Origin of the sequence: Amycolatopsis sp. NBC_01307, from assembly GCF_035975215.1 — a bacterium.
Classification (GTDB): domain Bacteria; phylum Actinomycetota; class Actinomycetes; order Mycobacteriales; family Pseudonocardiaceae; genus Amycolatopsis.
Genome location: NZ_CP108403.1, coordinates 895,080 through 911,247 on the forward strand (window position 1 = coordinate 895,080; position 16,168 = coordinate 911,247).

The 16,168-nt window shown below is 73.2% G+C and carries 1 protein-coding gene (running past one end of the window); it reads left to right on the forward strand.

The genetic code is table 11. From position 1 onward, the window contains the following. On the forward strand, positions 1 to 16,168 hold the 5' portion of the coding sequence (locus OG439_RS04170) for a type I polyketide synthase (RefSeq protein WP_326947989.1). Its footprint extends 31,112 nt past the window's final position; only the first 16,168 of its 47,280 coding nucleotides appear in the window; its start codon is at positions 1 to 3; the stop codon falls past the right edge of the window.

Sequence of the window (16,168 nt, forward strand, 5' to 3'; positions counted from 1 at the left end):
ATGGCGAACGAGCAGAAGCTGCGCGAATACCTCAAGCGGGTCACCCGTGACCTGCAAGAGGCGCAGGACCGCTTGCGGCAGGCCGACGAGAAGGCCAGGGAGCCGATCGCGATCGTCGGGATGAGCTGCCGGTTCCCCGGCGGCGTCCGCAGCCCCGAGGACCTGTGGGAGCTGCTGGCCGCCGGCGGCGACGCGATCGGCGGCTTCCCGGCCGACCGCGGCTGGGACCTGCCTGGGCTCTACCACCCGGACCCCGACCACGCGGGCACCTGCTACGTCCGCGAGGGCGGGTTCATCTCCGGCGCGGACCGCTTCGACGCCGGGTTCTTCGGGGTGTCGCCGCGGGAAGCCGTCGCGATGGACCCGCAGCAACGGCTGCTGCTCGAGCTTTCGTGGGAAGCGTTCGAGCGCGCCGGGGTGGATCCGGACAGCGTGCGCGGCAGCCGGGCCGGGGTCTTCGTGGGCACCAACGGCCAGGACTACGCGGGCGTCGTGGACAGCGTCGCCGACGAGATCGAGGGCTACCTGGCCACCGGAAACTCGGCCGCGGTGGTCTCCGGCCGGCTCGCCTACAGCTTCGGGCTCGAGGGCCCGGCCATGACGATCGACACGGCGTGCTCGGCGTCGCTGGTCGCGCTGCACCTCGCGGTCCAAGCGCTGCGCACCGGCGAGTGCTCGCTGGCGCTGGCCGGCGGTGTCACGGTGATGTCGACGCCGCGGGCGTTCGTCGAGTTCTCCCGCCAGCGCGGCCTTTCCCCCGACGGCCGCTGCAAGGCGTTCGCCGAGGGCGCCGACGGCACCGGCTGGGGCGAGGGTGTCGGCATGCTGCTCGTCGAGCGGCTCTCCGACGCCCAGCGGCTCGGCCACCCCGTGCTCGCGGTGATCCGCGGCAGCGCGATCAACCAGGACGGCGCCTCCAACGGCCTGACCGCGCCCAACGGTCCGTCTCAGCAGCGCGTGATCCGCCAGGCGCTGGGCAACGCGAAGCTCCGTCCATCCGATGTGGACACGGTCGAGGCGCACGGCACCGGCACGGTGCTCGGCGACCCGATCGAAGCGCAGGCCCTGCTGGCCACCTACGGCCAGGACCGGCCGGGCGACCCGCTGTGGCTCGGGTCGGTGAAGTCGAACATCGGGCACACCCAGGCCGCCGCCGGCGTGGCCGGCGTGATCAAGATGGTCAAGGCCCTCGAACACGGCGTGCTCCCGCAGACGCTGCACGTCGACCAGCCGTCGTCCCATGTGGACTGGAGCGCGGGCGCGGTGTCGCTGCTCACCGAGCGGACGCCGTGGCCGGAGACCGGACGCGCCCGTCGCGGCGCCGTCTCCGCGTTCGGCGTCAGCGGCACGAACGCGCACATCATCCTGGAACAAGCACCCGACGCCGAGCCGGTGCCGGCCGAGCCGGGCCTGGTCGGCGGCGCCGTGCCGCTGGTGCTGTCCGGCCGCACGCCCGCCGCGCTGGCCGAGCAGGCCGCGCAGCTGCGCACCTACCTGACCCGCTACCCGGACGCCGACCTGACGTCGGTGGGCCGGGCGCTCGCCGTCTCGCGGGCCGCTCTGGAGTACCGATCCGCTTTCCTGGCGACCGATCACCAGGAAGCGCTTACCGCTCTCGACGCGCTGGCTCGCGGCGAACTGGGCACCGGGACCGCGCGCGGTGACGTCAAGTCCGTCTTCGTCTTCCCCGGCCAAGGCTCGCAGTGGGTCGGCATGGCCGTCGAGCTGATCGACGCGTCGCCGGTGTTCGCGGCACGGATCGAGGAGTGCGCGGCGGCACTGGCGTCCCATGTGGACTGGTCGCTGCTCGACGTCCTGCGCGGCGTCGAGGGCGCGCCGGGGTTCGACCGGGTGGACGTCGTCCAGCCTGTCCTGTGGGCTGTCATGGTCTCGCTGGCCGCGCTGTGGCGCGCGCACGGCGTCGAGCCGTCCGCCGTGGTCGGGCACTCGCAGGGCGAGATCGCGGCCGCGGTCGTCTCTGGTGGACTGTCGCTTGAGGACGGTGCGCTGGTCGTCGCGTTGCGCAGCAAGGCGATCCTCGCCCTGGCCGGACGCGGCGGCATGGTGTCGGTGCCGCTCGGTCACGACGCCGTCGTCGAGCTGGTCGCGGCCTGGGACGGGCGCCTGTCGGTGGCCGCGGTCAACGGCCCGCGCTCCACCGTCGTCTCCGGCGACGCCGACGCGGTGGACGAACTGGTCGCGCACTGCGCGGAGCAGGACGTCCGGGCCAAGAAGATCCCGGTCGACTACGCGTCACACTCCGCGCACGTCGAGTCCCTGGAGACCGAACTCCTCGACCTGCTCGCGCCGATCCGGCCGCGTCAGGCCGACGTGCCGTTCTACTCGACGGTGACCGGCGAGCCGATCGACACCACCCGCCTCGACGCCCGGTACTGGTACGAGAACCTCCGCAACACCGTCCGGTTCGAGCCGGTCACCCGAGAGCTCATCGCGCGCGGCCACTCGGTGTTCGTCGAGTGCAGCCCGCACCCGGTGCTCACCGTCGGCGTCCAGGACACTGTGGACGACTCCGGCGCGGACGCGACGGCCGTTGGCACATTGCGCCGCAACGAAGGCGGCGCGGACCAGTTCCTCGGCGCGCTGACCCAGGCGCACATGCACGGCGCAACGCCCGACTGGGCGCAGACGTTCGGCGTGCTGCCCGCGCCGGAGCACGACCTGCCCACCTATCCGTTCCAGCGCGAGCGGTTCTGGCTGGAGGAGGACCCGGACGCCGTCGCGCCGGTCACCGTTTCCGAACCGGAGGCCCGGTTCTGGTCCGCAGTGGACTCAGGTGACATCGACGGGCTCGCGCGGACCCTCGCCGTGGACGCGGGTGCCGCCGAGTCGCTCGGCGCGCTGCTGCCCGCGCTGTCGTCCTGGCGGCGTCAGGAGCAGGAGCGGTCCGAACTGGACTCGTGGCGCTACCGCGTCACCTGGAAGCCGTTGCCGGAGAACAGAATCACGCCGGACGGGATCTGGATCGCCGTCGTCTCGGCCACCGGCGAAACCCCCGCGCTCGAAGGCGTCACGGTCGTGCCGGTCGTCGTCGACGCCGCCACGATCGACCGTGCCACGCTGGCCGAGCTGCTGCGCGACGCCTGCCCGGACGCCTTGCCGTCCGGTGTCGTCTCCTTCCTCGCGGCCGACGACCGGCCGCACCCCGAGTACCCCGCCGTGCCCGCGTTCGTGGCCGGCACTCTGACCCTTGTCCAGGCCCTCGGCGACGCCGGGATCGACGCTCCACTGTGGATCACCACGAGCGGCGCGGTCTCGGTCGACCCGGCGGACACGCTGACGCACCCGCACCAGGCCCTGCTGTGGGGCCTCGGCCGCGTCGTCGCCCAGGAGCACCCCCAGCGCTGGGGCGGCCTCGCCGACCTCGCCGGCGCCACCGACCTGCGCGGCCTCGCCGGGGTGCTCGCCGCGAGCGACGGCGAGGACCAGGTCGCGTTGCGCGCGGCCGGAGCGTTCGCGCGCCGGCTCGTCCGCGACCCGAGCCACGCCCGGCCGCCGGCCGCGCGGCAGTGGCGTCCCGAAGGAACGGTGCTGGTCACCGGCGGGACCGGGGCGCTCGGCGGGCACGTTGCCCGCTGGCTCGCCCGGGCCGGCGCCGAGCACATCCTGCTGACCAGCCGCCGGGGCATCGACGCCCCGGGCGCACCCGAGCTGCAGGCCGAGCTCGTCGCGCTCGGCGCCCGCGTCACCACCGCGGCCTGCGACGTCGCCGACCGCGACGCGCTGGCCGCACTGATCGGATCCGTGCCAGACCTCTCCACGATCGTGCACACCGCGGCCGTGCTCGACGACAACATCCTCGACGAGCTGACCGTCGAGCAGTACGAGCGCACCCTGCGCGTCAAGGTCACCGCCGCGGTCAACCTCGACGAGCTGACCCGCGACCTCGACCTGTCCGCGTTCGTCCTGTTCTCCTCCTTCGCCGGCACGTTCGGCCTGGCCGGGCAGGGCAACTACGCGCCGGGAAACGCTTTCCTCGACGCGCTCGCCGAACGGCGGCGCGCGCTCGGCCGGCCCGCGACGTCGCTGGCCTGGGGGCACTGGTCCGGCGGCGGCATGGCCGAAGGCGTCGTCGAAGAGGTCCTGCGCCGCCGCGGCAGCGCCGACATGGCGCCGGACGTCGCGATCGGCGTGGTCCAGCAGGCGCTGGACCACGACGACACGTTCCTGGCGATCGCGAACATCGACTGGGACAAGTTCGTGCCCGCGTTCAGCGCCGGCCGCGCCCGCCCGCTGATCAGCGAGATCCCGGAGGCGGCCGCGATCATGGCCGCGAAGCCGGCCGCCGCGGCGGAGGCGCCGACCGGACTGGCCGCGCGGATCGCCCGACTGTCCGAAAAGGACCAGCACGCGGCCGTCCTCGAAATCGTGCTCGGCCAGGCGGCCGGGGTGCTCGGGCACGCGTCCGCCGACGCGATCGACGCCGGGCTGGCCTTCCGCGACCTCGGGTTCGACTCGCTGACCGCGGTCGACTTCCGCAACCGGATGACCGCGGCCACCGGGCTGAAGCTGCCCGCGACGCTGGTGTTCGACTACCCGACGGCCGACGTGCTGGCCCGCCACATCCGCGGCGAGCTGGCCGGTGCCGCACCCGCGCCGACGACCGAAGTGGCCGTGGCCACCACGACAGACGATCCGATCGCCATCGTGGCGATGAGCTGCCGGTTCCCCGGCGGCGTCCGGAATCCCGACGACCTGTGGAACCTGGTCTCCGGTGGCGGCGACGCCATCGGGCCGTTCCCCACCGACCGCGGCTGGGACCTGGCCGCCCTGTACGACGCCGACCCGGACGCGGCCGGCACCAGCTACGTCCGCGAAGGCGGTTTCCTCGACGGTGCTGCCGACTTCGACCCCGCGTTCTTCGGGATCAGCCCGCGTGAGGCGATGGCGATGGACCCGCAGCAGCGGCTGCTGCTGGAGACGTCCTGGGAAGCGGTCGAGCGCGCGGGCATCGACCCCGCGACGTTGCGGGGCAGCCGGTCCGGCGTGTTCGTCGGCCTGACCTACCACGACTACGGCACCCGGCTGCACGCGTCCGATGAGGACGTCGAGGGTTACTTCGGCACCGGCAACACCGCGAGCGTCGCGTCGGGCCGGATCTCTTACACACTGGGGCTAGAAGGCCCCGCGGTCACTGTGGACACTGCCTGTTCGTCCTCTTTGGTCGCCCTGCACCTCGCCGCTCAGGCCCTGCGCAACGGTGAGTGCGAGATGGCGCTCACCGGCGGCGTCGTGGTGATGTCGACGCCGGAGATGCTGGTCGAGTTCAGCCGGCAGCGTGGCTTGGCCGCAGACGGCCGCTGCAAGGCGTTCGGCGCGGCCGCCGACGGGTTCGGTTCCGGCGAGGGCATCGGCATGCTCGTGCTGGAGCGGCTGTCGGACGCGCGTCGCCACGGCCACCCGGTGCTCGCCGTGGTCCGCGGCAGCGCGGTCAACCAGGACGGTGCGTCCAACGGCCTCACCGCGCCCAACGGCCCCTCGCAGCAGCGGGTCATCCGCCAGGCGCTGACCTCGGCCGGACTGTCCACTTCGGACGTCGACGCCGTCGAGGCGCACGGCACGGGCACCTCGCTGGGTGACCCGATCGAGGCGCAGGCGCTGATCGCGACCTACGGTGCCGACCGCGCGGGCGACCCGCTGTGGCTCGGCTCGATCAAGTCCAACATCGGGCACACGCAGGCCGCCGCGGGTGTCGCCGGCGTGATCAAGATGGTCTTGGCGATGCGCCACGGCCTGCTCCCGCAGACCCTGCACGCCGACGAGCCGTCGCCGCACATCGACTGGAGCGACGGCACGGTCGCGCTGCTCACCGAGGCCACGCCGTGGCCGGAGACCGGCCGGCCGCGCCGCGCGGGTGTGTCGTCGTTCGGCATCAGCGGGACGAACGCGCACGTCATCCTCGAGCAGGCCGACGAACCGGAGCCCGCCGAGGACGCCACGGCGCCGGCGATCGTGCCGCTCACCCTCTCGGCCAAGACCGAGGACGCCCTGTTCGCGCTGGCCGGACGCCTGCACGCGCACCTGACCGAACACCCGGACGTCACACCGGCGGACGTCGCCGCGTCGCTGACCACACGGGCGCGGTTCGACCACCGCGGTGTCGTAGCCGGTGCCAACCGGGACGAACTCCTGGAAGGCCTGGCCGCGCTCGCCGCCGGATCCGGAGTGTCGGGCACGGCCGCGACCGGCGGGTCGGCGTTCCTGTTCAGCGGACAGGGCAGCCAGCGCGCCGGGATGGGACGTGAGCTGTACGACGCGTTCGGCGTGTTCGCCGACGCCTTGGACGAGATCTGCGCCGGGTTCGAGGCGCACCTGGACCGCCCACTGCGGATGGTCATGTTCGCCGACGCCGGTTCGCCCGATGCGGCCCTGCTTGACCAGACGAGCTACACCCAGGCCGCGCTGTTCGCGCTGGAAGTCGCGCTGTACCGGCTCTTCGAGCACTGGGGCGTGACGCCCGATCACCTGGTCGGTCACTCCATCGGCGAGCTGGCGGCCGCGCACGTCGCGGAGGTGCTGTCGCTCGCCGACGCCGTCAAGCTGGTCGCGGCGCGCGGCCGCCTCATGCAGGCGCTGCCGACCGGCGGCGCGATGGTCGCGATCCAGGCCACCGAGGCGGAGGTTTCGGTATATCTGTCTGACCGTGTGACCGTTGCGGCGTTGAACGGCCCGAACTCGACGGTCATCTCCGGCGACGAGGCCGCCGTCCTGGCCGTCGCGGCCCACTTCGCCGAGCTGGGCCGCAAGACCAAGCGCCTGGTCGTGAGTCACGCGTTCCACTCGCCGCTGATGGACCCGATGCTGGCGGAGTTCCGCGGTATAGCGGAGTCTCTGTCATACAGTCAGCCGGTCATACCGATCGTCTCGAACGTCACCGGTGAGCCGATCACGGCGTTCGACGCCGAGTACTGGGTCACCCACGTCCGCGGCGCGGTCCGCTTCCTCGACGGGATGCGGACCCTCGAAGCCGCCGGGGTCACGACCTACATCGAGCTGGGCCCGGACGGCGTGCTGTCGGCGATGGCCCAGGACTGCGTGGCCGAGGGCGTCTTCGCCGCGGCCACCCGCCGGGGACGCCCCGAGCCGCAGGCCGCCGTCGCGGCGCTGGCCCAGGCGTACGTCCGCGGCGTGCCGGTGAGCTGGGACGCCGTCCTCGGCGGCGCCGGCACCCGCGTCGAGCTGCCCACCTACCCGTTCCAGCACCGGCGCTTCTGGCCGCGCGAGCGCGCGGTCGAACCGGCCGTCGACCCGATCGAGGCCGGCTTCTGGGCCGCGATCGAGTCCGGTGACCTCGACACCGTCTCGGACACCCTGGACCTGCCTGCCGACGCCCTGACCGACCTCGTCCCGTCGCTGGCCGGCTGGCGCCGTCGCCGTCTCGCCGCATCCACAGTGGACAACTGGCGCTACGGCACCGACTGGGCCCCGTTGAACCTCGACGGCCACCTCACCGGCGACTGGCTGCTGCTCACCCCCGAAACCGCGCTCGACCTGGTCGAAGACGTCTCTACCGCGCTGACCACGAACGGCGCGTCCGTGCGCAAGATCGTGGTGACCGACCGCGACACCCTGGCCACACAGATCCGCGTCGCGCTCGCCGAAGCGCCGGCCGCGGGCGTGCTTTCCCTGCTGCCCCTGGGCGACGCCGGTCTGCCGGACACGGTCGTCGCGCTCCGGGCACTCGCCGAGGCGGGCACCGACCTGCGGCTCTGGACCGTCACGTCCGGGGCCGTCACCTGCGGCGAAGCCCTGCGCAGCGCCGACCAGGCCCAGGTCTGGGGCCTCGGCCGGGTCGCCGCGCTGGAACAGCCGCAGCGCTGGGCCGGCCTGCTCGACCTGCCCGAACGGCTCGACGTGCGGACCGGCACCCGGCTGGCCGCGGTACTCGCCGGCGGCCACGACGAAGACCAGCTCGCGGTCCGGGACCACGGCGTCTTCGGCCACCGGATCGTCCGCGCGACCGGTGCCCCGGCCGCCGACTGGCAGCCCACCGGCACCGCGCTGATCACCGGCGGCACCGGCGCGCTCGGCGCCCGCGTGGCCCGCCACCTGGCCGGCCGCGGCATCGACCACCTCGTCTTGACCAGCCGTCGCGGCCTCGACGCGCCCGGCGCCGCCGGCCTGCGCGACGAACTGACCGCGCTCGGCGTCTCCGTCACGATCGCCGCCTGCGACGCGGCCGACCGCGACGCCCTCGCCGAGGTCGTCGCCGCCATCCCGGCCGAGCACCCGCTCACCACCGTCGTCCACACCGCCGGCGTGCTCGACGACGGCGTCGTCGACTCGCTCGACGCCGACCGGTTCGCCACGGTCGCGCGCGCCAAGGTCACCGCCGCCGGGCACCTCGACGCCCTCACCCGCGACTTGCCCATCACCGCGTTCGTGCTGTTCTCCTCGACCGCCGGCGTGTTCGGCGCGCCCGGCCAGGGCAACTACGCCGCGGCCAACGCCGGGCTCGACGCCCTCGCCGAACGCCGCCGCGCCGACGGCCTGCCCGCGACGTCCATCGCCTGGGGTGCCTGGGCGGGCAGCGGCATGGCCACCGACGACGGCGTCGCCGAACGCCTGCGGCGCACCGGTGTGCCGCAGATGGATCCGGAGCTGGCACTGTCCGCTTTGGACCGTGCGGTCACCTCGGACGCGGCCACGGTCTGCGTCGTCGACGTCGACTGGGCGAAGTTCGCGCCCGGCTTCACCGCCGCCCGGCCGAGCCCGCTCATCGGCGACCTCCCGGAGGTCCGCGCGCTCAAGCCCACAATGGACGACACTCGGCCCGAGTCGCTCACCGAGCGGATCGCCGGGCTGCCCGAAACCGAGCGGCGGCTGCTGGTCGTCGACTTCGTCCGCGGCGGCGTCGCAGCCGTGCTCGGGCACGCCGGGATCGCCGACGTGCCGGAGAACAAGGCGTTCACCGAGCTCGGGTTCGACTCGCTCACCGCGGTCGAGCTGCGCAACCGCCTCACCGCGGCCACCGGCCTGACCCTGCCCTCGACCCTCGTCTACGACCACCCGACCCCCGCCGCGCTGGCCGAGCACCTGTGTGCCGAGCTGGCCGGCGAGACCGCCGGGGCGCTCGTCCGGGCCCACGCGGCCGAGGACGACGACCCGATCGCCATCGTCGCGATGAGCTGCCGGTACCCCGGCGGCATTCACTCGCCCGAGGACCTGTGGCGGATGATCGTCGCCGGCCGCGACGCCGTTTCGGAACTGCCTGGCGACCGCGGCTGGGACTTCGACGCGCTGTTCGGCGACGGCCTGGGCGCGTCCGCCGCACGGCACGGCGCGTTCCTCTACGACGTCGCCGACTTCGACGCCGGGTTCTTCGGCATCTCGCCGCGCGAAGCGCTGGGCATGGACCCGCAGCAGCGGCTGCTGCTGGAGACGTCGTGGGAGGCCTTCGAGCGCGCCGGCATCGACCCGAAGTCGGTGCGCGGCCAGGAAATCGGCGTGTTCGCAGGAACCAACAGCCAGGACTACGCCACGCTGCTGCAGAGCTCCGGCGAGGACGTCGAGGGCTACCTGGCCACCGGCAACGCGGGCAGCGTGGTCTCCGGCCGGCTGTCCTACACCTTCGGCTTCACCGGCCCGGCGGTCACTGTGGACACCGCGTGCTCGTCTTCGCTGGTGGCACTGCACCTCGCCGCGCAGTCGCTGCGTTCGGGCGAGTGCTCGCTGGCGCTCGCCGGTGGTGTCGCGGTGATGTCGACGCCCACCACGTTCGTCGAGTTCTCGCGTCAGCGCGGCCTCGCCGAGGACGGCCGGGTCAAGGCGTTCGCCGCCGCGGCCGACGGCACGGGCTGGGGCGAAGGCGCCGGCATGCTCCTGCTGGAAAGGCTTTCCGATGCCCAGCGCCACGGTCACCAGGTACTGGCCGTGGTGCGCGGCAGCGCGATCAACCAGGACGGCGCGTCCAACGGCATCACCGCCCCCAGCGGTCCGGCCCAGCAACGCGTCATCCGCCAGGCCCTCGCCAACGCCGGACTGTCCACTTCGGACGTCGACGCCGTCGAGGCGCACGGCACCGGCACGACCCTGGGCGACCCGATCGAAGCCCAGGCGCTGATCGCCACCTACGGCACCGACCGCGAGACGCCGCTGTGGCTCGGCTCGGTCAAGTCGAACATCGGCCACACCCAGGCCGCCGCGGGTGTCGGCGGGATCATCAAGATGGTCGAGGCGATGCGCCACGGCGTCCTGCCCGCGACCTTGCACGTCGACGAGCCGACGCCGCACGTCAACTGGTCGGCCGGCACCGTCCGGCTGCTCACCGAGGCCACGGCCTGGCCGGAGACCGGCCGCCCGCGCCGCGCCGGCGTCTCGTCGTTCGGGTTCAGCGGCACCAACGCGCACACGATCATCGAGCAGGCGCCGCCATCGGAAGCCATCGTCGCGCCGGAAACGCTGCCCGCGCTCGTGCCGGTGGTGGTGTCCGGTGCGGACGAAGACGGTCTTCGCGCCCAAGCGCGTCGTTTGGCCGCATACCTCGACGAATTCGAGCCGGCCGAAGCCGCCGCCGCGCTCGCCGTCACCCGTTCCGCGCTGGAGCACCGCGCCGGATTCCTGGCGACGAGCCGGGAGGACCTGCTGGCCGGGCTCGCCGCTGTCGCCCGGGGCGAGGGCGCTCACGGCACCGCGACCGGCGGTGGTCTCGCGTTCCTGTTCACCGGACAGGGCAGCCAGCGGCTCGGCATGGGCCGGGAGCTGCACGAGACCTACCCGGTGTTCGCGGCCGCGTTCGACGAGATCCGCACCGCGTTCGACTTCGACCTTGACGGCGGCGACCTCGACCAGACGCAGTACGCGCAGGCGAACCTGTTCGCGCTGGAAGTGGCGTTGTTCCGGCTCTTCGAGTCCTGGGGCGTGCGGCCGGACTTCCTCGCCGGGCACTCGATCGGCGAGCTGGCCGCCGCGCACGTCGCGGGCGTGTTCTCGCTGGCGGACGCGGTGAAGCTGGTCTCGGCTCGCGGCCGGCTCATGCAGGCGCTGCCGACCGGCGGGGCCATGGTCGCGATCCAGGCGACCGAGGACGAGGTCACGCCGTTCCTGTCGGACGCGGTCAGCATCGCGGCCCTGAACGGTCCCGAGTCGACGGTCGTTTCCGGTGACGAGGACGCCGTCTTGGCCCTCGTGGCGCGGTTCGAAGGCCGCAAGACCAAGCGGCTCACGGTGAGCCACGCGTTCCATTCGTCGCGTATGGACGCCATGCTCGACGACTTCCGCGCGGTGGCGGAAACCCTGACTTTCCATTCGCCGCGTATTCCTGTCGTGTCCACTGTGTCCGGTGAGCTGGCGACCGGCCTGACCAACCCGGGTTACTGGGTGGACCAGGTCCGCGGCACGGTCCGGTTCCTCGACGCGATGCGCACGCTCGCCGCCCGCGGCGTGACGATGTTCCTGGAACTCGGTCCCGAGGGCGTGCTGACCGCGGCGGGCCAGGACTGCGTGACCGGCGACTTCACCGCCGCGCTGCGTGGCGGCCGCGCCGAGACCGCGTCGGTGCTGACCGCGCTGACCGAGGTCCACATCCACGGCGCCGACGTCGACTGGGCGTCGGTGTTCGCGGGTGTCCCGACAACGCGCGTCACACTGCCGACGTATGCCTTCCAGCGACGGCGCTACTGGCCGGAGCAGCCGGCCGCCGTCGTCACGACGACGTCGGCGAGCCCGGCCGAAGCCGAGTTCTGGACGGCGGTCGAGAACGCCGACTTCGCCGCCGTCACCGGCACTCTCGCTCTCGACGGTGACCAGCCGCTCAGCGCCGTGCTGCCCGCGCTCTCCGCGTGGCACCGGCAGCAACGCGTCGAGTCCGTTGTGGACGGCTGGCGTTATCGCGTCGCCTGGCAGCCGGTGACCGACCTCGCGGCACCCGTGCTGCGTGGCACGTGGCTGGTCGTCGGCGACGCCGAACACCCGCTGTGCGGCGCGCTCACCCGCGCCGGGGCCGATGTCGTCGTCACCGACGGCGAGATCCCCGAGGAAACCGCTTTCGACGGTGTTGTTTCGCTGCTCGGCGCCAACGACGAGCCGCACCCCGAACACCCGGGCGTCACGCTCGGCGCCGCCGCGAACCTCACGCTGGTCCGCGCGCTCGGCGAGGCCGGGATCGACGCTCCCTTGTGGATGGTGACGCGCGGCGCGGTCTCGACCGGCCGCGCCGACGTCCTCGGCTCGGCGTCCCAGGCCCTGGTCTGGGGCATCGGCCAGGTCGCCGGCCTGGAGCTGCCGCACCGCTGGGGCGGCCTGCTCGACCTGCCCGCCGAACTGGACGACCGGGCGCTCGCCCGGGTCGCCGGCGCGCTGGCCGGCACCGAAGACCAGGTCGCGGTCCGCGGCTCCGGCGTCTACGTGCGCCGGCTCGTGCCCGCGCCGCTGCCGGCCGGCGTCACGTCGTGGACTCCGCGCGGCACCGTGCTGATCACCGGAGGAACCGGCGCGCTGGGTGCCGAGGTCGCCCGCTGGGCGGCCGCGGGTGGTGCGGAACGGCTGGTGCTGACCAGCCGCGCCGGACTCGCCGCACCCGGTGCCGAGGCACTGCGCGACGAACTCGCCGAGTCCGGTGTGGACGTCGTGGTCGCCGCGCTGGACGTCACCGATCGTGACGCCCTGACCGCGCTCGTCGCCGAGTACCCGGTCGACGCCGTCGTGCACGCGGCCGGCGTCGAATGGGCGACACCACTGGACACTGTGGACGTCGCCGGGTTCGCCGAGGTGCTGTCCGCCAAGGTGACCGGTGCTGCCAACCTGGACGCCGTGCTCGAAACGTCCGAACTGGACGCTTTTGTGCTCTTCTCGTCGATCTCGGGCATCTGGGGCTCGGGTGGGCAGGCCGCCTACGCGGCGGCGAACGCCTACCTCGACGCCCTCGCCCAGGCCCGACGGGCGCGCGGGCTCGCCGCCACGGCCGTGGCGTGGGGTCCGTGGGCCGGGGGAGGCATGGCCGCTCGCGGTGACGCGATCGACCAGCTGCGCCGCCGCGGCCTCGAGCCCCTCGCGCCGGCCTCGGCGATCGCCGCCCTCGGCCGTGCGGTCGGTGCGGACGAGACCGCCGTCGTGGTCGCCGACGTCGACTGGGCCAAGTTCGCCCCGGCGTTCACCGCGGCCCGGCCGCGGCCGCTGCTGGACGGCGTGCCCGAGGTGCGCCGTGTGCTCGCTGATTCCACTGTGGACACGACGTCCGCCGACGTCTCCGAGCTGGCCGGCCGGCTGGCCGGGCTGGGGGAGGCCGAGCAGGACCGCCTGCTCGTCGACTTGGTCCGGACCGAGGCCGCCGCGGTGCTCGGCCACACCGGCACCGACGCGGTCGTGCCCGGCCGCGCGTTCAAGGAACTCGGGTTCGACTCGCTGACCGCCGTCGAGCTGCGCAACCGGCTCACCGCGGCGACCGGCATCCGGCTCCCCGCGACGCTGGTGTTCGACTACCCGAACGCGACCGTCCTGGCCGGCCACTTGCGCACCGAACTCACCGGTGGCCGGGAAACCGCCGGCGCCGACGTCGTGTCCGACATGCGCACTGGGGCCGACGACCCGATCGTGATCGTGGCCATGAGCTGCCGTTATCCCGGCGGCGTCCGGTCGCCGGAGGAGCTGTGGCGCCTCGTCGCCGACGGCGTCGACGCGATCGCGGACTTCCCGGCCGACCGCGGCTGGGACCTGGGCGCGCTGTTCGACCCGGACCCGGACAACACCGGCACCAGCTACGCCCGCACCGGCGGCTTCCTCGACGGCGTCGACCGCTTCGACGCGGCGTTCTTCGGGATCAGCCCGCGTGAGGCCCTCGCCATGGACCCGCAGCAGCGGCTGCTGCTCGAGACGACCTGGGAGGCCTTCGAGCGGGCCGGCATCGACCCGCACACGGTCCGCGGCAGCCGGACCGGCGTCTTCGCCGGGACGAACCTGCAGGACTACGGCACACTGCTGACCGGGCAGCCCGGTCTCGAAGGGCACCTGGCCACCGGCAACGCGGCCGCGGTCGTGTCCGGCCGGCTGTCCTACACTTTCGGGCTCGAAGGCCCGGCGGTCACGGTTGATACTGCGTGCTCGTCTTCGCTGGTCGCGCTGCACCTCGCGGCGCAGGCCCTGCGGGCGGGCGAGTGCTCGCTCGCCCTGGCGGGCGGCGTGGTCGTCATGTCGACACCGAACGCGTTCATCGAGTTCTCCCGCCAGCGCGGGCTGGCCGAGGACGGCCGGTGCAAGCCGTTCGCCGAGGCCGCCGACGGCACCGGCTGGGGTGAAGGCGTCGGCATGCTCCTGCTGGAGCGGCTGTCCGACGCCCAGCGCAACGGCCACCCGGTCCTGGCGATCGTGCGGGGGAGCGCGATCAACCAGGACGGTGCGTCCAACGGCCTCACCGCGCCGAACGGGCCCGCGCAGCAGCGCGTGATCCGACAGGCGTTGACCAGTGCCGGTCTGTCCACTTCGGACGTCGACGCTGTCGAAGGTCACGGCACCGGTACGACATTGGGCGACCCGATCGAGGCGCAGGCGTTGCTGGCCACCTACGGCCAGGACCGCGAGACGCCGTTGCTTTTGGGCTCGCTCAAGTCCAACATCGGACACACCCAGGCTGCGGCCGGTGTTGGCGGGATCATCAAGATGGTCCAGGCGATGCAGCACGGGCTGCTGCCGAAGACGCTGCACGTCGACGAGCCGTCGTCCAAGGTGGACTGGGCTTCGGGAGCGGTCGAGCTGCTGACCGATTCTCGCGTATGGCCGGCGGTGGACCGGCCGCGCCGCGCCGCGGTGTCTTCGTTCGGCATGAGCGGCACGAACGCCCACGTCGTTCTCGAGCAGGCGCCCGAGGCCGTCGAGCCGGAACGGTTGCCCGCCGGGGAACCAGCACCGTGGGTGCTCTCCGCCCGCGACGCCGACGCCCTGCGTGACCAGGCGATCCGCCTCCACGCGCAGCTCGACGGCGTGGACTGGGAGCCGGTCGACGTCGCCTTCTCGCTCGCCACGTCCCGCGCCCGGCACGAGCACCGTGCGGTGCTGACCGGGGACCGGGCCGAACTGCTCGCCGCCCTCGGCGCGCTGGGCCGCGGCGAACCCGCCGCGCAGCTGGTGCGGGACGTCGTCGCCGACGGCTCGACCGCGTTCCTGTTCACCGGCCAGGGCAGCCAGCGGGCCGGGATGGGCCGCGAGCTGTACACGGCGTTCCCGGTGTTCGCGGACGCCCTGGACGCGGTGTGCGCCGAGTTCGACACCCACCTGGACCGTCCACTCCGGACGGTCGTCTTCGGGGACTTCGCCCTGCTCGACCAGACCGCCTACACCCAGGCCGCGCTGTTCGCGGTCGAGGTGGCGCTGTTCCGGCTGCTGGAGAACCTGGGCGTCCGGCCGGACTTCCTGCTCGGCCACTCGATCGGCGAACTGGCGGCGGCGCACGTCGCCGGTGCCCTCTCGCTGACGGACGCGGTCACTCTGGTCGCCGCCCGGGGTCGCTTGATGCAGGCCCTGCCGACCGGTGGCGCGATGGTGGCTGTGCAGGCAACCGAGGCGGAGGTTTCGGTATATCTGTCTGACCGTGTGACCGTTGCGGCGTTGAACGGCCCGACCTCGACCGTGATCTCCGGCGACGAGGACGCCGTGTTGGCAGTTGCCGCGCAGTTCGCCGAGCTGGGTCGCAAGACCAAGCGCCTCACGGTCAGCCACGCGTTCCACTCGCCGCTGATGGACCCGATGCTGGCCGAGTTCCGCGGTATAGCTGAGTCTCTGTCTTACGGTAAGACGGTTATACCGATCGTCTCGAACGTCACCGGTGAGGTGGTGACCGAGTTCGACGCGGACTACTGGGTGCGGCATGTGCGTGAGGCCGTCCGGTTCGTCGACGGCATCCGGACCCTCTCCGCCCAGGGCGTGACGAGGTTCGTCGAGCTGGGCCCGGACGGCGTCCTGTCCGCACTCGGCCAGGACTGCCTGGACGAGCCCGCTGTGTTCACCGCCGTCCTGCGCGGCGACCGGCCGGAACGCCGAACCCTGCTCACCGCCCTCGCCACGGCCTACACCCACGGCGCGGACGTCGACTGGGCCGCGCTGACCCCCGGCGCGCGCCGGATCACCCTGCCCACCTACGCCTTCCAGCGGAGCCGCTTCTGGCCGACGCCCACCGCGTCGAGCCGGGGCGCCGCCGCCGGGCTGGGCCTGGACGCGGCCG